Origin of the sequence: Geobacillus sp. GHH01 (genome assembly GCF_000336445.1) — a bacterium.
GTDB classification, from domain to species: Bacteria; Bacillota; Bacilli; order Bacillales; family Anoxybacillaceae; genus Geobacillus; species Geobacillus zalihae.
The window spans coordinates 1,668,752-1,688,843 of record NC_020210.1 but is presented as its reverse complement, the minus strand read 5'-3'; the positions used below and the strand labels follow the sequence as shown (position 1 = coordinate 1,688,843).

The following is a 20,092-nucleotide window of genomic DNA, read 5'->3' as shown; positions in this document are numbered from 1 at the left end:
CTCTATGCGTTGATGGCGCTATGCGGGTTGAAAATTGAGAAACAGGTGGAGCTAGCATTATTTTGTATTAAATCACCAACCTCCTAGCGGCGGAGGAATCGGCCGGCTCAGCGGCGCACGGACGCCCACGGCCGCCCGTTCTCCCAATGAACGCGCATATGGAGGCGAAACGCCGCTGAAAGCCGCTCATCGGTCAGCACATCCTCTTTTCGCCCAGCGGCGGCAATGCGTCCGTCTTGCAAGAGCAGCACATGGGTGATCGATCCCACAATCTCTTCAATATAGTGGGTGACGTATAATACATGGCACGGACGGGACACGACCTGTTCGATCAAGGAAAGCACTTCTTCACGCGCCAATAAGTCTAGGCCAACGGTCGGCTCATCCAAGATCAGCAGCTTCGGATTTGCCATCAGCGCCCGGGCGATCAACGTTTTTCGCTTTTCCCCTTGCGACAGCGTCGCGTATCGCTTCCCTTTTACCGCTTGCAGGCGGAACGATTCCATCAATGCCTCCGCTTGATCCCGATCCTCGCTAGTTACTGCATCATACAGGCCAATCGTCGCAAACTTGCCGCTGATGATGACATCTTCAACCGTTTCCGTTTGCAGCGTGTCGTGAAATTGATCAAGGAGCGCGCTGCTGACAAACCCGATGTGCCGGCGCAACTCCGGCAGACTCGCCTGTCCAAACCGATAGCCTAATACTTCCACCTCACCGCGCGTCGGGTACTGATAGCCGGTGACGATATTGAGAAGCGATGTTTTCCCGGAGCCGTTTAGTCCAAGAATCGCCCATTGCTCGCCTTCTTTTACTTCCCAGTTTATATCGCGCAAAATCGTGCGCTCTCCTCTTGCCCATGACACATCGCGCATGCGGATGATGACGGTCATTGTTCCCCTCCCCTTTGTGGTTCGTATGGACGGTCCTGATAGAAAAAGTTGGGCAGCATCATCGTGTTGTCATACGACCGATGAAAAATGTGCGTTGTTGCTGGAGAAAGAGGCGGAATCAGCCATGTCCAATCGCCGGTGACATGGCGGCCGGCTGCTTTCTCTTGCTGTTCAAACAACTGAAATTGGCGCGCGGCGGTATGATGGTCCACGATGCTGACGCCCGCCTTTTTGTAGGAATACAAAACCGCGATATTCAATTCGACCAACGCCTTGTCTTTCCATAATGATGCGTTGGAGTTAGTGTCAAGCCCCATACAAGAGGCCACTTTCGGAAGCATGTTGTAGCGATAGTCGTCCGCCAAGTTGCGGGCTCCAATCTCCGTACCCATGTACCACCCATTAAATGGTGCTGCCATATAACGAATGCCGCCGATTTCGAGGCACATATCGGAAATAATCGGGACCGCGTACCATTTTACCTGCAGATCGCGAAACCACGGAAACGCCGGATGTTCAATCGGCACCTCAAGCACCAATTCTTTAGGGATCGGCGTCCAAACAGGCTTCTGGCCGCCTACCTGAATCACCAAGGGCAACACGTCAAAAGGCGTTTTCTCCCCCTTCCACCCAAGCTGTTCACAGGCGCGAGTGAATGTGAGGGAGGAGGAGTCGCCGATGATCCCTTCTTCGGTTTCATAACCGGCATAACGAATCAGTTGATGATTCCAAATGCGCACTTCCCCATTGGGACGGAAGATCGTGATCGTCGGCCGGATTTTCCCGCCATTGGTCGCAACCTCAATATGATGGAATAGATAAGAAAAAACCTCGTCTACGGTAACCGCCTCTCTCGCATCGATGACATGGAGCGATTGCCAAAACAAGCGGCCGATGCAACGGTTGCTGTGGCGCCAAGCCATCTTCGCCCCATAGCTTAACTCTTCGTACGTATGGCGGTACGTGCCGGTTTGTTCCACTTCCCAACGGATTTCGTTCAACCGCCGCCTCATTTCTTGCTCACTTTTTCCAAGCTCCCGATAGCTGGCCATGATAAACTGTTTCGCTTTTGTCATCAACTGCTCATCGTGCTGTCTGAGCTTATCGCTCTCGATCGTTACCATATATGCTTCTTTTTCCTCCACTTCGCCGTCATTCCAATTCCAATCAAGAGGCAAATGCCCCCGACCCACCACATTTGCTCGATAAACATCGAAATCGCCAAAAAAAGGAATGCAACACCAAGCAGTCGACGGATCGACACAATTCTCTCCCCTTTTCCCCGCCATTCGTTCTCTCATCTCGCAAAACGAGAAGCATGCATCCTACGGGGCCATTGAACAGGAAGCAACGCTCTCGTCCTTATTGTAGCAGATGCTTCCAAAAGAAAATAGAGAAAATGTTTCAATGAAACAACCCGCTTAGGGCGGCTTTCTCTTTCAGCACGCGCATCCATGGGCTTAACGGGCCTTTCAACACAAGCCCGGCCAAAAGGGCGGAAACGGCAAACAAGAGAAGCCGCTTGACATCATGCTCAACATTTTCCCATACGATCCCGCCGACTGCCTCGCGCATGATGTCAATGGCGTAGGTAAACGGCAGCCAAGGGTTTAATTGCTGAAAGAACGGAGGAATCAGCTCAATCGGATACGTGCCTCCCGCTCCGGCAATTTGCAAGACGAGCAACACAATCGCCATCGCTTTTCCCACATTGCCGAACAAGGAAACAAGCGAAAAAACCACCGCCATAAAGACAAAGCTGCACAAAAGGCCGAACGTCATGAACCATCCCGGCTCACGGACGAAAATATTCGGCAAGATGAAAGCCGCTCCAGCCGTCACGACCATCGCCTGCAAAGCATTCAGCGTCCAAAAGGTCAACAACCGTCCGGCATATCTTTCCCGCTCATTCGCTTCCGAAAACGAAGAAGGATCGGTCGACAAGACGGAAACAAGCAACAAACATCCTACCCATATGGCCAGCACCGTGTAAAATGGATTCATGCCTGAACCATAGTTCGGCAGCGGGAAAAGGCGGAACGTTTTGACGTCAATCGGGTGGGCCAAAAAGGCGCCTTTCGCCTGTGGATCTTGTTTCAACAAGCGAATCAGTTCGTCGATGTTGGTTTCTCTTTTGATTTTCGATAGGAAGGCGGCCAGCTCGCGGACCTGGCGGGAGAGAAATGGATATTGAGCCTGTGCGGTCTTTAGCGCTTGTTGCGCGGCCGCTAAATCACGATCTGTGTTTGACAACCATTGCTCTGCCTCATTTAACGCTTGATCCATGCGAAGAAGCGTTTGTTTCGCTTGTCGCACCTGTTCCCCTGTTTGATTCCATTTTGCCCGCAGCATAGGCAGCAGCCGTTGGCGATATGCTTGATCAAGTTGCTGCGCCTGTGCGTCCAATAAGGCCATTTGTTCACGCAGGTGAGTGATCTTCCCTTCGACGCCTGTTGGATGTTGTTTCACTAGCGCCGCTGTTTCTTGAATAGACGCTAGCGTCTGCTCGATACGGCTGATGGTGCGCTGCACAGGTTGAAGCGAAGAGGAATCAATCGTCCCCTCCCATGTTCTCAACGTTCGGCGCAATTGCTGAACCAATGGGCTCGCGTCTGTTGCAGCCTGTTGGATGAGAGTCGCCCAACGCGCTTGCTTTTCCGGTGTATCGAGGGACTGTGGCATCTGCTCCGCAACGGAATAGAGTACATGAACCACCATTTCCACCGGCTTTTCCCATAAGTGCGATGAAGCATTGACTTGCATGAACAACTTCTCAACGCGGCCTGTCCATTCTAAACCGCGCCGCACCGTTGCTCTGGCAGCCGGCAGAAGCTCGCGGCCTGTACGAACTAGTGATCTTGCCTCTCCCACATCGCGATCTAGGGCTTTCAATTGTCGTTGAATCGTTGGCAATTCGTTTTCCAAACGAAACACAAACGCTTCAACGCGGCGAATGGTGGGAAGCTGCTGTTCGAGCGTCACTCCCGCTTGGTGGAACAAGGAAAACAATGCGGTATTGACCACCCTCACAAACTCATCGCTGACTCGCGCTGACAATGTACTTGCTCCGCGCTCCGTGATTTTGGGAGCGATGGCGTTCCGTTTGTCGTTTTCATAATAGTAAATAACCGCCCTTTTCGGACGTTTCTGCACTACAGTGGCTAATTTAGCCGAGAAATCAGCCGGAATGACGATCGTCGCAAAGTAGTCTCCCCTCCGAACGCCTTCCATTCCTTTTTTCCGCGTGACAAATCGCCATCCCAACTGGTGGTTGTTTTTTAAGGTCTTGACGATCTCATCGCCGGCGCGAAACCGGTGACCGGTCAACTCCGCCCCTCGGTCTTCGTTCACGACGCCGACCGGTAAATCCTCTGTATGGGCATAAGGGTCAATCGAAGCCTCTACATTGATCCAAGCGTAAAGCGATGGAAGAACGATCAGACCGAGAGCCAATATGGATGCGGCCCAGTTGGTCGTGAGATGTTTCAAATCGCTCATATAAATGCGCCATGCCTGTTTCACTTTGATCCGCTTCCTTTCAAGTCGATCATGCTGTTGTTAGTATGAGCGGATCACGGAAAACTAAACCAACTTGGCCGGTCCTGTTGTTCATTTGCGGAAAAAAAGCCAAAGCGCCAAAAACAAACAGGCTATAGCAACGAGGCGCGTCATGTCAAACGGAATGCGCTGTCCCCCGAATAACCCGAAGTGATCAATGATCGAGCTCATGACGAGCTGGCCGGCGATCACGGCTGCCAGAGAGTTGGCGACGCCGACTTTCGGAACGATCAGCACCATGACAAACACATAAAAAGCGCCGAGAATGCCGCCCGTCAGCTGCCATTTCGGCACAGAAAACATGGCCAGCAATTCTCCTTTTCCGAAAAACAATTGCACTAAAAATAAGACGATCGTTCCGATTAAAAACGACACGAACGCCCCTTCCAACACACCAATCCGCTTGCCGAGGCGCCGTTCACTCCTGCCTGTACGGAGACAGCCATCCCGGCCGTTAGAGCGAGCAGCATCCATACCCACTTCATCGGCTCCCCCTCCTTTTGCCTTTATACGCCTGCGGATCAGGCGGCGAGCTTTCCTTTCAGCGCACAGCCCTATGCCATGCCGGCGCTCTTTTGTTTCTGCCGCCTCGGTATCGCTTTCACGCAAACGAAAACCATTTGATCAAGCCATCTATTTGCATCTGCCGGCTATTGCAACGGCAAAGCCAAACACGTCGTTGTCCATTTTCGGACGATCATGAAAAGCCGCCATCATGGTGCTTAGGGCGATCAGCTGAGCCAAGCGCGCAGCCATCCGCCGACGAATGAAACAAGGACGACCGCCCATGCTGGCCACTTCCACACAACAAGAAGAAGAAAAGCCCCAAGGGAAAGCGCCAAATCGGCCGGTCCCTTCACCGCTTTCGTCCAAATCGGGTCATACAGCGCTGCAAGCAAAATCCCGACCACAGCGGCGTTAATGCCGGCAAGCGCCGCTTGAAAGCGTGGATGACGGCGAAGCCAGTGCCAAAACGGAAACGCGCCAAGAACGAGCAAAAAGGATGGAAGAAAAATGGCTGTGGTAGCCACTAGCGCTCCCTTCCAGCCCAACGCCGCCATTCCAATATACGCGGCAAACGTAAACAGCGGCCCAGGGACGGCTTGGGCGGCGCTGTAGCCGGCTAAAAACTGATTGGCGGTGACCCACCCTTGCGGCACCACTTCCGCCTCCAAGAGCGGCAACACCACATGACCGCCGCCAAACACGAGCGCCCCAGCGCGGTAAAAGCTGTCAAACAGCGCCAAAAGCGGTGAATGGATCCAAGTGCGAATGAGCGGCAGCGCAACAAGCAACACGGCAAACAATGAAAGCAACGCCAAACCGGTGGAACGACGAATGGAAGGCGGGATGCCTGCCGCAGACGAAGAAGGTGCGACGTTTTTTCGCAATCCAACAGCGCCAATGCCCCCCGCTGCGGCGATGACGGCTACTTGGCTCCACGCGCCCGGCGCAAGAAGCACGGCGGCCGCCGCTATGATGGCGACCGTTGCCTCGAGGCGGCTAGAGGCGAATTTGCGCGCCATCTCCCATACGGCTTGTGCCACGACCGCCACGGCCGCCAACAGCAAGCCGTGCATCCAGCCGGCGTCACCCCAAGAATGGTGTTGCAGCCAAACAGCAACCAGGCTGAGGGCGACCGCCGACGGCAACGTAAACCCAAGCCACGCTGCCAACGCCCCCCAGACGCCGGCGCGCATCAGTCCGATGCCGATGCCGACCTGGCTGCTTGCCGGACCAGGGAGAAATTGGCATAAAGCGACCAAATCGGCATACGTTTTCTCGTCAATCCATTTCTTTCGTTTGACGTATTCTTCGTAAAAATAGCCAAGATGGGCCACCGGTCCGCCAAATGACGTTAAACCGAGGAGAAGCGCTGTTTTTCCGACTTCCCAAACCGATCGCCGCCGGCTTGTTGCTTGTTGATCCGTCAAGGTCAACGAGATTCACTTCCTTTCGTTCACTCGTTTGTCATGCTACAATCATATTATCACATCAATGCGAGGAGAGAACGTTATGAACATTCGGATCATAGCGGCAAATGGCTTGATCGCCGCCGTGTATATCGCTGTGACGGCGCTCATTCAGCCGTTTGGCTTTACGAACATTCAGTTTCGCGTCTCAGAAATGTTAAACCACCTAGTCGTATTCCGCCGAACATACGCCGTGGGCATCGTGCTCGGCGTCTTTTTGGCCAATTTGTTTTTCTCGCCGATCGTCGCGTATGACCTCGTATTTGGCGTCGGCCAGTCGGTGTTGGCGCTGCTCATCACGACCGTCTCTATGCGGTATGTCCGAAACGTTTGGGCGCGCATGACCGTCAATACGCTGTCATTTACTGTGACTATGGCCATTATCGCCTTCGAATTGAAACTGGCGCTCGGCTTTCCGTTTTGGCTCACATGGCTGACGACGGCCATTGGCGAGTTTGTTGTCATGGCGATCGGCGCACCGATCATGTATGCGGTTGGCCGCCGCTTGGCGCCGAAGATGTTCGATTCCGCCCATCGAAGCCGTTAGCAGCCCTCTTTCGCCTTAGGCAAGGGGTTCGCTTCATTCTAAAGGCGCATTCCCCGTACGCCCACACGGGAAGTTCTTGATCAATCGTACGGGCTTTCAACATCTATTTTGACTACGGCATCGAACAAACCGCCCATTCAATGATCAGCGACATCACAGCAAGCAAGATGACTCCCGCCGTCGTCATCTTCAGCGCCCTCCGCCATCTTGGCGATAGGTACCGCCCCGTCCGAAGAACAACAAGGCCGACTGCGATTCCGCCCACCCACATGCAAAGGCCCACCGGGGTGACAAGCTGACGCCAATCGCTGATCCAATAGTAGATGACGAACGTCTGGCAGGCAAGCAGGATGCACACGATGATTCTCATCGTTCCCCCCCTATGCGTTTGAGGCGCCGATCTGTGGAAATGGGCAGCGATGAGTGTTTCACTGTTCTTGTCGATTCGAAGCTATGCCAGCAAATCCCGATGATGATGACGGCCAAGCCAACGAATGCCCATCCGTTCGGAAGCGGAGCGGACAAGAACAGCACTTCGCCGATAACGGCAAAAATCACTTCCCCGGATTGCGTCGCTTCCACAGCGGCGAGTTTCCGTTCGTTCCCTTTTGCCCGATCGGTCGCGATAAAAAACAACGTCGTTGCGATGACCCCGGAACTAATGGCCACGATGAACGACTGCATCATTTGCCCCGCGGACGGCGCACCTGCTGTCAGCCAGCCAATCAACGCGACAATCAGCCAAAACGGCAGGCTGGCCATCGTCATTCCCCATACGCGTTGAAACGCATCAAGGCGCCCGGCGCAATGTTCGATCATTTTCCGGTTGCCAAGCGGGTACGCAAACGCGGCCATCAGCACGGGAAAGATCCCCAACCCGATTTCTTTCCAAGTGAGGTGGCTTGCTTGCTGGAACTGGATAAGCACGACGCCGGACAAAATCAACATGGAAATCAAGAGCGCCCGCTTTTCAATCGGACGGCGCACCAATACCGTTCCGTTTTTCGTTTCTCTTCGTTCTGTAAAGAGCGGGCTAAGCAGAACGCCGGCCACAATCGTGCACTGCCATGTCCCGGCCACCAGCCATCCGGGTCCGTAGGCGGCCGCGTAGGTGAGCGGCGCGTAAAACAAGCCGAACCCGACCGTCCCCCAGGTGATCCATGTCCACGGATGGCATTTCATGTCATGCCAAACCGGACCGAGGTTGCGGCGTGCCAAAAGAATGGCAAACAACAGCGGAACCATAAAGAAAAAACGAAGCGACGAACTCCACGCCCAGCTTCCACCCGCCAGCTCCATTGAGCGGTTCAATATGAATGTAACAGCAAAGAAGAATGAGGCGGCAAGGCCGAGGGCCATTTCCCTCATAATTCCCATCCCCTTTCCAATGTCACAGAACAGTTCTATTGTATCTTATTATTCGAAATTTTTCTATTTGTTTTATTGATTATTTAGAACATAGTTTTATTTAATAGAATAACGGTTATTTTGCTCATTTTTCTCAGCAGCAAGCCATAAAAAAGGCGCCCACGCAAGAAAGTGGGCGCGCGTTGATTATAGTTTGTTGGCAAACACCAGCGGGACGCCGTCATTTTAGCTCCAAATCGCCGGGAAGTATTTGAGCGGCACCGGACGCTCACCGACATACGGCGCAACTCCGATCGTAAATCCCGGCCGTTTGAAGCGCAGGACAAACCAGTCTTTATCGCTGCCGCCGCTCGGATTTTTTTTGCGGTTTGGCCAGCGCATACCGTGTCATTTTCGAAACAAGGAGCGCCAGCTGATAGTCGCACTTCGTCCGTGCGGCGTCCTGACGGAAATGCCAGTAAATAGATCGACTTATTTCTTTAGCTCGATCGGCACAACTTTGCCATTTTCCACTGCTGCAACGATAATTTTTGATTCAAAGCCGCCGTCCTCACCAACCTTCGGAACGACATACACTTGCTTGTCTTTCGGGATGTTTTTCAACCCTTCATTCATATGTTCGCGAATGGCGGCCGGATCATCAACCGTTCCGGCTGCCTTCATCGCTTCGACAAAGGCGTAAAGAGCCAAGTAGTTATAGGCAGACTCCGAGCTCGCTTCGGCATTGTACTTCGCCCGATAGTTTTCCACAAACTGCGGGGCTCCCGGCTCTTTGGACTCGACGAGCGGCATGACGCCGATCGCGCCCTCAAGCATCTCGTAAGAGCCGACGACCCGCTTCATTTCATCCAACTTCGCCTGGTCCATGACAATAAAGCCACCTTTAAAGCCGAGTTCGCGCGCCTGTTTCGCCACTTTCGCCGTCGGCTCCGACGGTCCGCCGATAAACAAGACATCCGGCTTTTCTTTTAACGCGTTCGTGATGATCGTGAAGAAATCGGTGTCTTTAGTGAAATCAATCGATGTGTTATAGACAACTTCTCCGCCTTGCTTTTCCCAATATGGCAACAGTTTTTCCGTCCAGTCTTTCCCGTATTGCGTCGCCGTCGGCAAGGCAGCCAGCTTTTTGCCAAACCGCTTCATCACATAATAGGTAAATGTCGGAATGTAGCCATCATAACGCGGCGGGATGCGGATTGTCAGCTTGTTTCCCGCCTGCGTGATTTTCGGCTCACTCGTATAGGCCGCGATAAGGAAATTGTCCGTTTGGTTGAACACTTGCAACGCCATGACCCCACCGCTGTGCGGAGTGAAAATGATCGGCGTATGATGTTCTTGGACAAGCCGTTTCGCATTGGCGGCTGTTTCATTTGGCAAATATTTATCATCTAACGACACAACATTGATTTGATAGGTCTTTCCATTGACTTCAAACCCGCCGTTTTTATTGATTTCGTCCGCCGCCATCTTCACGCCGTTTAACGTCCGTTCCCCGTAGTAGGCGGCCGGACCGCTTAGCGGTCCGCTGTAACCGATATTGACGACGTTGTCGCCTCCACCTCCATTATCGCTTTTGGCATTATTGTTTGTTGTCGGGCTGTTGCATGCCGCAAGCATCAACGCCATGACGGCCGTCATCATGGCCGCGATCGGCCATTTTCTTTTTTTCATTCCGCTCCCCCCTATTTTTATTCTAAAATATATTTGGATGAATAAGTGCCGCGACCGTGGTTCACCTCCTTTCAATGCAGGCGCATCGCTTGCTTTCGCCCGCGAAATACGCCATTCGCGGCAATCGCTTGTCATGTTCCAATGTACGCCTTGCGGACATCGTCGTTGGCGAGCAGCTCCTCCGCTGTTCCTGAAGCAACGATCGTTCCATTTTCAAACACATAGCCGTGATGAGCGATGGACAACGCCGCATGGGCATTTTGTTCGGCGAGCAAAATCGTCGTCCCTTCCTGATTGATTTGTTTAATCGTCGCAAACATTTGCTCGACAATGAGCGGAGCGAGTCCAACCGACGGTTCATCAAGCAAGAGCACCGCGGGACGCGACATTAAGGCGCGGCCGATGGCGAGCATTTGCTGCTGGCCGCCGCTTAGCGATCCGGCCGGCTCATTGCGCTTTTCCCGCAGGATGGGAAATAATTCATATACGTGTTCCAACGATCGGCGGATGCCATCTTTATCCTTTCGATGAACGTAAGCGCCCATCAGCAAATTTTCGTATACGCTCATGCGCGGAAACAGTTTGCGCCCTTCCGCGCATTGCACGACGCCGCGCCCGACGATGCGATCAGGCGGAAGTGAGTCGATGCGCTCACCGTTGAGGCGGATTTCCCCTTGCACAGGTTTGTGCAGTCCGCTGATCGTGCGGAACAATGTACTTTTTCCTGCTCCATTGGCACCGAGCAAAACCGCAATCTCTCCTCGCTTGACGGAAAACGTCACATCGCGAATGGCGGCAAAACTCCCATAGCGGACCGATACGTTCGCAACTTCAAGCAATGGCGCTCCCTCCTAAGTACGCTTGAATGACCGCCTCGTTGTTTTTCACTTCCTCCGGCGTTCCTTCTGCAATTTTCTCTCCATAGTTCAACACCATAATGCGGTCGGCGATTTTCATAATCATCGACATTTTGTGCTCAATCAAGCAAACAGTCAGGCCCCTTTGCACCATGTTGACGATCAATTCCTCAAGCCCTTCCGTTTCATCCGGGTTGATGCCGGCTGCTGGTTCATCAAGCAAAACGAGCTCCGGATCGGTCGCCAAGGCCAGCGCAAACGCCGCCCGCTTTTTCTGTTCCTGCGACAAATTGGCCACCACCCGATCCGCCACATGGGTTAGACCGACAAAGTCAAGCACTTCCATCGCCTTTTCTTTGCATGCCTGTTCCTCGCGGCGGTGCCGTTTCGTGCGCAAAATGGCATCAAATAAGTTGGATGACGTGCGGAGGCGATGACCGATGATAACGTTGTCCATCACCGTCGCCTGTTCAAACAAGTGAGTCGTTTGAAACGTGCGGGCGATGCCGAGCTTCGCCCGTTCGTTCGCTGGCAGGCGGGTAATATCGCGCCCTTTGAACGCAATCGTCCCCGACGTCGGCCGATGCAAGCCGCTGATGAGATTGAAAAACGTCGACTTGCCGGCGCCGTTCGGGCCAATGATTGCGTTGATTTTCCCTTGTTCAACAGAAAACGTGACATCGTTGACCGCCAGAAGCCCGCCAAATCGTTTCGTCAATCGCTCGACATGCAAAAACATGTTCAGCCCTCCTTGGCATATCGTTCGCTCCGCTCTTGGCGCGAGGCAGCGGCCAGTTCCGCGGACGCTTGTGTTGCTTCCAGCTGAAGACGGCGCGCTTCGCTCCGCTTCGCTTTCAAACGGATGATCCCCCCAGCAATGCCATGAGGGTAAAAAATGATGAGCAGCGTCAAGACAGGTCCGAAAATCAACATCCGATAATCTTGCAAAAACTGCAGCTGCTGGGACAAAAATGTAACCAAGAGCGTGCCGACGACCGGTCCGGCGAGCGTGCCGATCCCGCCGACAAGCAAATACGTTAAAAAGTCAAACATGACGCTGACGTACGCAATGTCTGGGCCGAGAAAACGGATGAACGACGCATACAGCGCCCCGGCCAGCGATGTAAAAAAGACCGAGAGAACAAATGAGGCGAGCTTGTTTTTCATCGTCGAAATGCCAAGCGTCAAGGCGAGCTCCTCGCTGTTGCGAATGGCAATGTACGTCCTCCCCGTCAGCGAATAAACAAGGCGATGCATGATCCAAACAACGACAAGCAAGAAAAACAACACCAAATAATATTGGGCGACAGGTGTTTGAAACGAGAGCGGACCGATGTCAGCCGGCGCCGGAATGCCGATAAACCCGCGCACTCCGCCGGTTAAACTGTCCCATTTGTCAATGATCAAATAGATGATGTAGCCGACGCAAAGTGTATAAATGGCGAAAAAGTGTTCTTTCGTTCGCAAGGCGACAAGTCCGACGAAAACGCCGATCAACGTCGTCAGCAAACACGCTGCGGCAAAAGCAAGCCAAAACGGCCAGCCGGCTTTTACCGTCAAAATGCCGAGCGTATACGCGCCGATCGCAAAAAATCCAGCGTGGGCAAGCGACAAATACCCCGTATAGCCGGCAAACAAGTTCAATCCGTACACCGCAATCATCCAAATAAAGGAAATAGTCATCATATGCACGTAATAGCCGTTGGCGACGAAAAGCGGAAAGAGAATCGCCGCAGCGATGAGGGCAGCGAGCCATAGGCGCCGTTTTTCCAAAATGGCCATCAACGTCCCTCCTTGGCAAACAGTCCGTTCGGTTTGACTGTTAAAATGATGACGAGAATGGCGAAGGCGATAATGTCCTTGTAGTCATTCGACACATATGTCGCCCCCAAGCTCTCGCTGAATCCTAAAATATAGCCGCCGACAATGGCGCCGGGAATGCTTCCCATGCCGCCGAGAATAATGATGACAAACGCTTTCAAGATGACGAGATGCCCCATGCCGGGAAACACGAGGTTGATCGGCGAAGCGAGCGACGCGGCAAGCGCAGCCAGGCTGCCGGAGAGGAAAAACGTCAACATGGCCACTTTGTTCGTATTGATGCCGACCAAATTCGCCCCTTCGCGGTTTTGCGCCATCGCGATGATCGAAGCGCCGATGAACGTTTTTTTCAAGAAGAGGTAAAGCAAGATCATGATGATGACAGCGGATGCGATGATGAGGATGCGTTGAATGGTCAATGTGAATCCGAACAACGTGACGACATCGCCATACGGAGTCGGCATCGTCTGATAGTCCGCCCCCCAGACAAACTGGGCAAACGCTTCCAAAAAGAGCAAGATGCCGATCGCCGCGATTTTATCATGGAGCGGCGGCGCATTGCGAAGCGGATAAAACACGAGCCGCTCCATCAAGACGCCAAGCAGCCCGACCGCCGCCATCGATGCGACGATCGCGATCCCATACGGCATCCCGAGCTTCGTCATGGCCGTCAATGTAACATAACCGCCCATCATATACAGCGCGCCGTGGGCGAAGTTTGGAATGTGCAAAATGCCGTAAACAAGCGTCAACCCTAACGCCACGAGGCTGTAAACGCTTCCAACAGTCAGCCCGTTTAACAGCTGTTGGATGAATAGCTCCATCCCGATCCCCCTTTTTGTGTGCCATTTGGCCAGACCATCAAAGCGGCCGATCTTTCATTCGGTCTGACCGTCCGAATTGCCTGGCTCCTCCTCATTTCGACCGCTTTCTCCAGCTCTTGGCGCCTTTATGCCGTGCAAAATGAAATCAACGAAAATATCCGTCAGTTCTTCTTCAGAGATGCCTTCGTCAGGCCGGAACCAATAATAGCTCCAGTTGGTGATGCCAAGCAGGCCAAACGTAATCATTTCTGCATGAAGCGACGGCTTGAATTCCCCGCGGGCGATCCCTTCTCGAACCAGCTGTTCATACCGCTTGCGAAACAACCGCCGCTTGGCGCGGATTTCCTCTAAATGGTCGTCCGCCAAATGCCGCATCTCACGGAAGAAAATGCGGGCGCTTTTCTTCCGTGTGCGGATATTGCAGATGACCATATGGACGATGGCCCGCAATTTCTCCGTGCAGCTTTTCTCAAGATCTTGGACAATGCAAGCTTGCTGCCGAAGCAAATCGTCCAGATAGGAAACACAAATATCACATAGCAACTCCTCTTTGCTTTTGTAATAGTAGTAAAAGGCCCCCTTCGTTGCCCCAACCGCTTCGACGATTTCCTGCACCGACGTTTCTTTGAACCCTTTCCGTTCGAACAACTCAATGGCGGCTTCTCTTAGCTTGTCTTTCATTCCCTATAGTCTCCGTTGCCTCATTCTCGTTCAATAATCGTCGCAATGCCTTGGCCGCCGCCGATGCACGCGGTAATGAGCGCGTATTTCCCTCCACGGCGCTTCAGTTCATACACCGCTTTTGTGATCAAAATCGCTCCCGTCGCGCCAAGCGGATGGCCGTGGGCAATGGCGCCGCCGTTGACATTCACTTTTTCCGGGTCCATCTCGAGCTCGCGGTCGCAGGCGATCACCTGGGCGGCGAAAGCTTCATTGATTTCGATGATGTCCATATCATCGAGCGTAAGCCCGACTTTTTCGAGCACTTTTCTTGTCGCCGGCACCGGGCCGATGCCCATGATGTTCGGGTCGACCCCGGCAACCGCATGGGCGCGGATGACGGCAAGCGGCTTTACGCCAAGCTCCTCTGCTTTTTCCCGCGACATGATGACGAGCGCAGAAGCGGCATCGTTCAGCCCTGAGCTGTTTCCGGCCGTCACCGTTCCCCCTTCCAAAAACGCCGGCGGCAGCTTCGACAGCGCTTCCATCGTCGTATTCGGGCGCGGATGTTCATCCGTATCGAAGACGAACGGCTCGCCTTTTTTCACCGGGACGGTGATCGGCACGATTTGTTCGTCAAACCGCCCTTCCTGCATGGCGCGCGCCATGCGCTGTTGGCTGCGCAAGGCGAATGCGTCTTGTTCTTCACGGCTGATGCCATACTTTTTCGCCAAGTTTTCCGCCGTAATCCCCATCGGCGGATCGCCGATTTCTTTCGGCGATAGCTGCGATTTGCGGAAGCTTGGCGGTGTTGAGCTGTACGGTTTTTCCGGGCGGTCCATCAAATACGGCGCGCGGCTCATGCTTTCCACGCCGCCGGCGATATACACGTCTCCGTCGCCGGCCCAAATGGCTTGCGCCGCTAAATTGACGGCGTTAATGCCCGAACCGCATTGGCGGTCAACGGTCAAACCTGTCAACTCTAGAGATAAGCCGGTTTGCAGCGCCGTCAGTCGGGCGATGTTGCCGCCGCCGCTTAGGACGTTGCCCATAATGACATCATCGACATGCTCCGGGCCGATATTCGCCCGCCGCATCGCTTCTTTGATCACTTCCGCGCCGTAAATATGCGCCGGCATCGTCGCCAAAGCGCCTCCTTGGCGGGCGATGGCTGTTCGTACGGCCGACACAATGACGGCATCCCGTTTCATCGTCATTCCCCCTTGTTCGTTGTGAACACATCCCCGCAAACGGGCTGGCCCCTCGCCCCGCTTACGGCTTCAGCTTTGGGGCCGCCCGTCTTTTTCACTCGTAAAGCGCAAAGACCGCTTCACCTTTGACGACTTCTTTGCCATGCTGATTGACGGCCGCGACGTCAAACCGAATCGTCTTGTCGCCTTTTTCCTTCACCGTTGCCTTTAAGGTGATGATATCATTTAAAAACACCATCGATTGAAAGCGGACAAAATAGTCCTGTACGAACCCTTCTTCGTAATACGGCGTAAACAGCTTGGCCAAGTTCCCCATCGTCCACATGCCGTGGGCGATAATGCCTGGAAGCCCTGCCTTTTTCGCCTCGTCGTCGATCGTATGAATCGGGTTGTAGTCGCCTGATGCGCCGGCGTATTTGATTAAATCGAGCCGGGACACCGGTGCGAGCGTTACTTCAGGAAGCGACTCTCCGACTTGCCATTTGCGGATGCTCGTCATACGCTCATCGCCTTTCTAACCGCCTCGTTGATAATGATCGTCGAGGTGGAAGTGAAAATGAGATTTCCGTCAGCGTCCTCGCCGTTGTTGGCGATTACTAAAAAACCGAGCAGGCCCATGCTGCTTTGTTTTTCGTAATAATCTTTCACTTCCGCATAGCAGTACAGTTCTTCACCGACAAACAGCGGACGCTCATAATGGAAGCGCTGCTCGCCGTGAATGAGCCCTTTGGCCGGCAATTTCAATCCTTCAATGACGCCGTAGTCAAACACGCGCGGAAACGTCGGCGGGGCGATGTTGCGCCCGTAGCGCGACCGCTTCCCCGTCTCCTCATCCCAATAAATCGGATGAGGGTCGCCGATCGCCTCCGCAAACTTTTTCACCGCTCCGTGTTCAACGGTGTTTTTCACTTTCGCCGACCGTTTTCCGATGTCATGCTGGTACATCCCCGTCCCCCCTTAACATTTCGGGCCGCCGGCCACATACAGCACTTGGCCGTTGACAAACGACGACCGTTCGTCGGCGAAAAACGCGACTGCATGGGCGATGTCTTCCGGACGGCCGCTGCGTCCGACCGGGATGTTGGCGACGCTCGCCTGAATGAGCTGCTCAAACGAAATGCCAAGCCGCTCAGCGGTTGCCTTTGTCATATCGGTTTCAATGAATCCTGGAGCGATGGCGTTCGTCGTAATGCCGAACTTGCCGAGCTCGATCGCCAGCGTTTTCGTAAACCCTTGAATGCCGGCTTTCGCCGCCGAATAGTTCGCCTGACCGCGGTTTCCGAGCGCGGAGGTCGACGAAATGTTGATGATGCGCCCGTACCCTTTTTCGACCATATATTTTTGCGCGGCGCGGGCGCAGTAAAACGCCCCTTTCAAATGAACGTCCATGACCGTTTGCCAGTCGTCGTCCGTCATTTTAAAGAGCAAGTTGTCGCGGATGACGCCGGCGTTGTTGACGAGAATATCGAGCGAGCCGAATCGTTCGACCACTTCTTGCATCGTCGTTTCCACTTGTTCGCGGTCTGTGACGCTCGCCACTTTGGCGTACACCTCATACCCTTTCTCCCGCAGCTCGGCAGCCGTCGCTTCAAGGGCTTCTGCATTTAAATCGATGAACGCCACTTTCGCCCCTTCTTCTGCGAAGCGGGTGACAATCGCCTTGCCAATGCCGCGGCTTCCTCCGGTCACAAACGCCACTCTTCCTGCAAACCGTTGACTCATCGTGTTCTCCTCCCTTTCGACAACGCTTTCATTTTTTAGATGAACTGTCCAAGCTTGACGTGCCCTTTGATCAAATTGCGGGCGATAATGAGGCGCTGAATTTCATCCGTGCCGTCGTAAATGCGCCACAATCTCGCTTCACGATACCAGCGCTCGATCGGCATTTCTTTCGTGTAGCCCATGCCGCCGTGGATTTGCATGACGCGGTCGACGACGCGGTTGCCCATGTTCGCGCCAAACAGTTTCGCCATCGAGGCTAAATGGCGGTTGTCCTCCCCTTGGTCAAGCGTAAACGCCGCGTTTAACACAAGCCATTTCGCCGCTTCGATTTCCACCGCTGAATCGGCGATCATCCATTGGATTGCTTGCCGCTCGGCGATCGGTTTGCCGAATGTGACGCGCTCCTTCGCATAGTCAATGGCCATTTGCAAAAGCCGCTCGGCCGCTCCGACCGCACGGGCGCCGACGACCCAGCGGGCGTAGCCGATCCACTCAAGCCCAAGCTTATAGCCGTGATGCAGCTCGCCTAAAATGTTTTCTTCCGGCACGCGCACGTTTTCGAAAATCAAGCTGGCTGGCGTCGACGGCCCCATCGTATAAATCGGTTCGGAGCGCCAGCCCATCTCGCGGTCGACGATAAAACACGTCACCCCTTCACGCCCGTTCGAAGCTTGGTGACGCTCTTTGTCGGTGATGGCGATGACCATGACGAAATCGGCTTCATTGCCGCCGGTGATGAACGTTTTTTCCCCGTTCAACACCCATTCATCGCCATCTTTGACCGCCGTCATTTTGATGTTGCGCGTATCGGACCCCGCCCCTGGCTCGGTCATGGCGAAACACGATTTTTTCTCGCCATTGATCGTCGGGATCAAGTATTTTTTCTTCTGCTCCTCATTCGCATAATACAAAATGTTGTCCGCCGACCCGCCGAACTGGAACGGAACGAGCGTTTTCGACACTTCCATTAGGACGATCGCCTGCATGACGTGGCCCAAGTTCGCGCCGCCGTATTCCTCCGGCGTGTTGATCCCCCAAAAACCCGCTTCTTTCGCTTTTAATTGCAATTCTTTCAATTTCTCCGGCGCAAGCCCGGGCTTTCCTTCCCGCTCATTGCGCAACACTTCGTTTTCAAGCGGCATTAACTCTTTTTCCACAAACTTGCGGATCGCTTTTTGCACCATGCGCTGCTCGTCCGTTAAGCGCAAATACATGATGGTCCCCTCCGTTTTCCGTTACGCCTTTATGCTCGGCTCCACTCATCAAAATACCAACCGGTTGGTATGTTATCTTTATTATATTCGAATGTTCTGAAAAGTACAATACCTTTTTTGATTTTTTGTCCAACGGGAAAACGCCATATGCGTTCTCCCGTTGGCATGGAATCTATCGATCTATTCCGCCTGTATTTGCTTGCGCACGCTAGCGACCGTTTCCCCGATTCCGCCATAAATGACAAGGTCAAACATCCCGTCCATTCTTGTCGCTGTTTTGTTGATCAATACTTTCCTTGTTGCCGGCGATTCGGCGGCAACATAAAACGGGATTTGATTCACGGGCGCCACTTCCAAACTTGTTCCCATGGCCAGAAGCAAGTCGCTCTCCGCCGCTCTAGCGAACGCTTCTTCGATACGAGGAACAAGCCCGCCAAACAAGACGACATCCGGTTTGACAATCGTCTGGCACTTTTCGCAGCGCGGCACCTCGTGGCGGTTGATAAACGACAGATCATACTTGTTGCCGCATGACGGGCATGTCGCCGTCTGCAACGTGCCGTGCAGCTCAATGACATTCGTGCTCCCTGCTTTTGTATGCAGCCCGTCAATATTTTGCGTCAAAATCGTCACCGTCTTGCCCATCTCCTCAAGCCAACGGAGAAACCGATGCCCATCATTCGGGGCAAAGCCGCCCATCATTTTTAATGAAAACATCCGCTTGAATCGACGCCAAAAATCAGCCGGATCTTTTTTGTAATAATGCTCTGACAAATAATATTCGACATGGTCCTCTTGGGCGTAAAGGCCGTTTTCGCTGCGAAAATCAGGAATGCCGGACTCCGTGCTCATCCCGGCCCCGGTCAGGACGGCGATTGTATTCGCCTCTTTGATCCATTGCGCCAGTTGCCGGATTTTGTCCACTCTCGTTCTCTCCTTTCTTACGAACCTCTTGGACTTCGGGAATGGGAGCTGGGGGCTCCCGCCTGCAGCGAGGCTACCGTAAATTGAACCCTTTCCCTTCCACAAACTCCTTCATGTACATCCGGACTTGGCGGCTGAGCATATCGGCCATCTGCCCGGTCCATGTGTCGCGGCGGCGGCCGTTTGTCCGTTGTTCATAATAGGTAGAAACGGTTTCATTGTAGCGCTGCAGCTGCGCGATGAATCGCGCCCGGTCTTGGTCGTATTCGTCCTCGTGATAAACGTGTTCAAACGGCAACCGCGGCTTTTGATCCGGCGTTTGTGCAGGATAGCCGACGGCAAGCCCAAACAGCGGAATGACCCGCTTCGGCACATTTAGCAGCGCACATACTTCCGGCAAGTTGTTGCGCAGCCCGCCGATATAGCAAATGCCAAGCCCCATCGACTCCGCGGCAATGGCGGCATTTTGCGCCGCAAGCGCCGTGTCAATCAGCGCAACCATAAACTTTTCCGTGCTCTCAAGCGATGGAAGCACGTCTTTTCCTTCTAGCTCGCCAATGAGCTCATGGCGGTGAAAATCAGCGCAAAAGACAAAGAAATGGCCGTTATGCTCGACGTACGATTGATTCCCGGCCAGTTCAGCGAGCTTCCGTTTTTTCTCCGGATCTTTCACGCCGATGATGGAGTACGCTTGAACGTAGCTTGATGTCGACGCCGCTTGGGCGCATTCAACGATCGTGCGGATTTGTTCGTCCGTGAGCGGCTGGTCTTCAAAACGGCGGATCGAACGGTGCTGGAGAATCGTTTCGATGACTTGGTTCATGACTATGTCCTCCTTGAACAGCCCAA

General features: G+C 53.6%; 21 protein-coding genes and 1 pseudogene. 1 reads left to right on the top strand and 21 read right to left on the bottom strand.

Annotated features, from left to right (window positions below; genetic code table 11):
* Positions 1–107: 107 nt before the first annotated feature.
* The 5 genes and pseudogenes from GHH_RS08325 to chrA all read right to left on the bottom strand — a co-directional run bounded on the left by GHH_RS08325 (position 108) and on the right by chrA (position 6,391).
* Positions 108–893 carry an ABC transporter ATP-binding protein gene (locus GHH_RS08325; RefSeq protein WP_015374799.1) on the bottom strand — a complete coding sequence of 262 codons (786 nt, stop codon included), beginning with the start codon at positions 891–893 and terminating at the stop codon, positions 108–110.
* Positions 890–2,017: a nitric oxide synthase oxygenase gene (locus GHH_RS08320; RefSeq protein ID WP_015374798.1), complete on the bottom strand. Its 1,128-nt coding sequence runs from the start codon at positions 2,015–2,017 to the stop codon at positions 890–892. The genes GHH_RS08325 and GHH_RS08320 overlap by 4 nt, the downstream gene beginning before the upstream one ends.
* Positions 2,018–2,297: 280 nt before the next feature.
* Positions 2,298–4,415, bottom strand: coding sequence for a YhgE/Pip domain-containing protein (locus GHH_RS08315; protein ID WP_015374796.1), 2,118 nt, complete (start codon positions 4,413–4,415; stop codon positions 2,298–2,300).
* Between the two features lie 87 nt (positions 4,416–4,502).
* A pseudogene (locus GHH_RS08310) lies at positions 4,503–4,936 on the bottom strand (DMT family transporter).
* 246 nt (positions 4,937–5,182) lie between these two features.
* Complete coding sequence (gene chrA, locus GHH_RS08305; RefSeq protein WP_015374794.1) at positions 5,183–6,391, bottom strand: chromate efflux transporter; 1,209 nt, start codon at positions 6,389–6,391, stop codon at positions 5,183–5,185.
* Between the two features lie 76 nt (positions 6,392–6,467).
* Between chrA and GHH_RS08300 the strand changes: the two genes are divergently transcribed.
* The gene (locus GHH_RS08300) at positions 6,468–6,971 is read left to right on the top strand and encodes a QueT transporter family protein (RefSeq protein ID WP_015374793.1); all 504 of its coding nucleotides are present in this window, start codon (positions 6,468–6,470) and stop codon (positions 6,969–6,971) included.
* Positions 6,972–7,083: 112 nt separating this feature from the next.
* Here GHH_RS08300 and GHH_RS08295 read toward each other — a convergent pair whose 3' ends face one another.
* The 16 genes from GHH_RS08295 to nfsA all read right to left on the bottom strand — a co-directional run bounded on the left by GHH_RS08295 (position 7,084) and on the right by nfsA (position 20,066).
* Positions 7,084–7,341 (bottom strand): hypothetical protein, encoded by a 258-nt coding sequence (locus GHH_RS08295; RefSeq protein ID WP_014195772.1) that lies wholly within the window; start codon positions 7,339–7,341, stop codon positions 7,084–7,086.
* Positions 7,338–8,339 (bottom strand): multidrug resistance efflux transporter family protein, encoded by a 1,002-nt coding sequence (locus tag GHH_RS08290; protein ID WP_014195771.1) that lies wholly within the window; start codon positions 8,337–8,339, stop codon positions 7,338–7,340. Before GHH_RS08290 ends, GHH_RS08295 begins: the two co-directional genes overlap by 4 nt.
* A 225-nt stretch (positions 8,340–8,564) precedes the next feature.
* Positions 8,565–8,720: a peptidase M14 gene (locus GHH_RS08285; RefSeq protein WP_020279656.1), complete on the bottom strand. Its 156-nt coding sequence runs from the start codon at positions 8,718–8,720 to the stop codon at positions 8,565–8,567.
* A 90-nt stretch (positions 8,721–8,810) separates the two neighbouring features.
* Positions 8,811–10,010: an ABC transporter substrate-binding protein gene (locus GHH_RS08280; RefSeq protein WP_015374791.1), complete on the bottom strand. Its 1,200-nt coding sequence runs from the start codon at positions 10,008–10,010 to the stop codon at positions 8,811–8,813.
* A 131-nt stretch (positions 10,011–10,141) separates the two neighbouring features.
* Positions 10,142–10,849, bottom strand: coding sequence for an ABC transporter ATP-binding protein (locus GHH_RS08275; protein ID WP_015374790.1), 708 nt, complete (start codon positions 10,847–10,849; stop codon positions 10,142–10,144).
* The gene (locus GHH_RS08270) at positions 10,842–11,606 is read right to left on the bottom strand and encodes an ABC transporter ATP-binding protein (protein ID WP_015374789.1); all 765 of its coding nucleotides are present in this window, start codon (positions 11,604–11,606) and stop codon (positions 10,842–10,844) included. The genes GHH_RS08275 and GHH_RS08270 overlap by 8 nt, the downstream gene beginning before the upstream one ends.
* 2 nt (positions 11,607–11,608) lie before the next feature.
* Positions 11,609–12,649, bottom strand: a complete 1,041-nt coding sequence (locus GHH_RS08265) for a branched-chain amino acid ABC transporter permease (protein WP_015374788.1) — start codon at positions 12,647–12,649, stop codon at positions 11,609–11,611.
* Complete coding sequence (locus GHH_RS08260) at positions 12,649–13,512, bottom strand: branched-chain amino acid ABC transporter permease (RefSeq protein WP_015374787.1); 864 nt, start codon at positions 13,510–13,512, stop codon at positions 12,649–12,651. Before GHH_RS08260 ends, GHH_RS08265 begins: the two co-directional genes overlap by 1 nt.
* A 54-nt stretch (positions 13,513–13,566) precedes the next feature.
* A complete protein-coding gene (locus tag GHH_RS08255) occupies positions 13,567–14,193 on the bottom strand; it encodes a TetR/AcrR family transcriptional regulator (protein ID WP_015374786.1) in 627 nt (208 codons plus the stop codon).
* A 20-nt stretch (positions 14,194–14,213) separates the two neighbouring features.
* Positions 14,214–15,383, bottom strand: a complete 1,170-nt coding sequence (locus GHH_RS08250) for a thiolase family protein (protein WP_015374785.1) — start codon at positions 15,381–15,383, stop codon at positions 14,214–14,216.
* Positions 15,384–15,477: 94 nt separating this feature from the next.
* Positions 15,478–15,882, bottom strand: a complete 405-nt coding sequence (locus tag GHH_RS08245; protein ID WP_015374784.1) for a MaoC family dehydratase — start codon at positions 15,880–15,882, stop codon at positions 15,478–15,480.
* Complete coding sequence (locus GHH_RS08240) at positions 15,879–16,328, bottom strand: MaoC family dehydratase N-terminal domain-containing protein (RefSeq protein WP_015374783.1); 450 nt, start codon at positions 16,326–16,328, stop codon at positions 15,879–15,881. The genes GHH_RS08245 and GHH_RS08240 overlap by 4 nt, the downstream gene beginning before the upstream one ends.
* A gap of 12 nt (positions 16,329–16,340) precedes the next feature.
* Positions 16,341–17,105: a 3-oxoacyl-ACP reductase FabG gene (fabG, locus tag GHH_RS08235; RefSeq protein WP_015374782.1), complete on the bottom strand. Its 765-nt coding sequence runs from the start codon at positions 17,103–17,105 to the stop codon at positions 16,341–16,343.
* A 35-nt stretch (positions 17,106–17,140) separates the two neighbouring features.
* Positions 17,141–18,319: an acyl-CoA dehydrogenase family protein gene (locus tag GHH_RS08230; RefSeq protein ID WP_015374781.1), complete on the bottom strand. Its 1,179-nt coding sequence runs from the start codon at positions 18,317–18,319 to the stop codon at positions 17,141–17,143.
* Positions 18,320–18,499: 180 nt separating this feature from the next.
* Positions 18,500–19,243, bottom strand: coding sequence for an NAD-dependent protein deacylase (locus GHH_RS08225; RefSeq protein WP_015374780.1), 744 nt, complete (start codon positions 19,241–19,243; stop codon positions 18,500–18,502).
* Positions 19,244–19,316: 73 nt separating this feature from the next.
* A complete protein-coding gene (gene nfsA, locus GHH_RS08220; RefSeq protein ID WP_015374779.1) occupies positions 19,317–20,066 on the bottom strand; it encodes an oxygen-insensitive NADPH nitroreductase in 750 nt (249 codons plus the stop codon).
* Positions 20,067–20,092 lie beyond the last annotated feature (26 nt).

Bases quoted from the DNA above. Each gene is read 5' to 3' on its own strand.
- GHH_RS08245 (WP_015374784.1), bottom strand. From the start codon at position 15,882: ATGACGAGCATCCGCAAATGGCAAGTCGGAGAGTCGCTTCCTGAAGTA.
- GHH_RS08255 (WP_015374786.1), bottom strand. From the start codon at position 14,193: ATGAAAGACAAGCTAAGAGAAGCCGCCATTGAGTTGTTCGAACGGAAA.
- GHH_RS08285 (WP_020279656.1), bottom strand. From the start codon at position 8,720: ATGCGCTGGCCAAACCGCAAAAAAAATCCGAGCGGCGGCAGCGATAAA.
- GHH_RS08230 (WP_015374781.1), bottom strand. From the start codon at position 18,319: ATGTATTTGCGCTTAACGGACGAGCAGCGCATGGTGCAAAAAGCGATC.
- nfsA (WP_015374779.1), bottom strand. From the start codon at position 20,066: ATGAACCAAGTCATCGAAACGATTCTCCAGCACCGTTCGATCCGCCGT.
- GHH_RS08240 (WP_015374783.1), bottom strand. From the start codon at position 16,328: ATGTACCAGCATGACATCGGAAAACGGTCGGCGAAAGTGAAAAACACC.
- GHH_RS08320 (WP_015374798.1), bottom strand. From the start codon at position 2,017: ATGGTAACGATCGAGAGCGATAAGCTCAGACAGCACGATGAGCAGTTG.
- GHH_RS08265 (WP_015374788.1), bottom strand. From the start codon at position 12,649: ATGGCCATTTTGGAAAAACGGCGCCTATGGCTCGCTGCCCTCATCGCT.
- GHH_RS08270 (WP_015374789.1), bottom strand. From the start codon at position 11,606: ATGTTTTTGCATGTCGAGCGATTGACGAAACGATTTGGCGGGCTTCTG.
- GHH_RS08260 (WP_015374787.1), bottom strand. From the start codon at position 13,512: ATGGAGCTATTCATCCAACAGCTGTTAAACGGGCTGACTGTTGGAAGC.
- GHH_RS08250 (WP_015374785.1), bottom strand. From the start codon at position 15,383: ATGAAACGGGATGCCGTCATTGTGTCGGCCGTACGAACAGCCATCGCC.
- GHH_RS08300 (WP_015374793.1), top strand. From the start codon at position 6,468: ATGAACATTCGGATCATAGCGGCAAATGGCTTGATCGCCGCCGTGTAT.
- fabG (WP_015374782.1), bottom strand. From the start codon at position 17,105: ATGAGTCAACGGTTTGCAGGAAGAGTGGCGTTTGTGACCGGAGGAAGC.
- GHH_RS08280 (WP_015374791.1), bottom strand. From the start codon at position 10,010: ATGAAAAAAAGAAAATGGCCGATCGCGGCCATGATGACGGCCGTCATG.
- GHH_RS08325 (WP_015374799.1), bottom strand. From the start codon at position 893: ATGACCGTCATCATCCGCATGCGCGATGTGTCATGGGCAAGAGGAGAG.
- GHH_RS08290 (WP_014195771.1), bottom strand. From the start codon at position 8,339: ATGAGGGAAATGGCCCTCGGCCTTGCCGCCTCATTCTTCTTTGCTGTT.
- GHH_RS08295 (WP_014195772.1), bottom strand. From the start codon at position 7,341: ATGAGAATCATCGTGTGCATCCTGCTTGCCTGCCAGACGTTCGTCATC.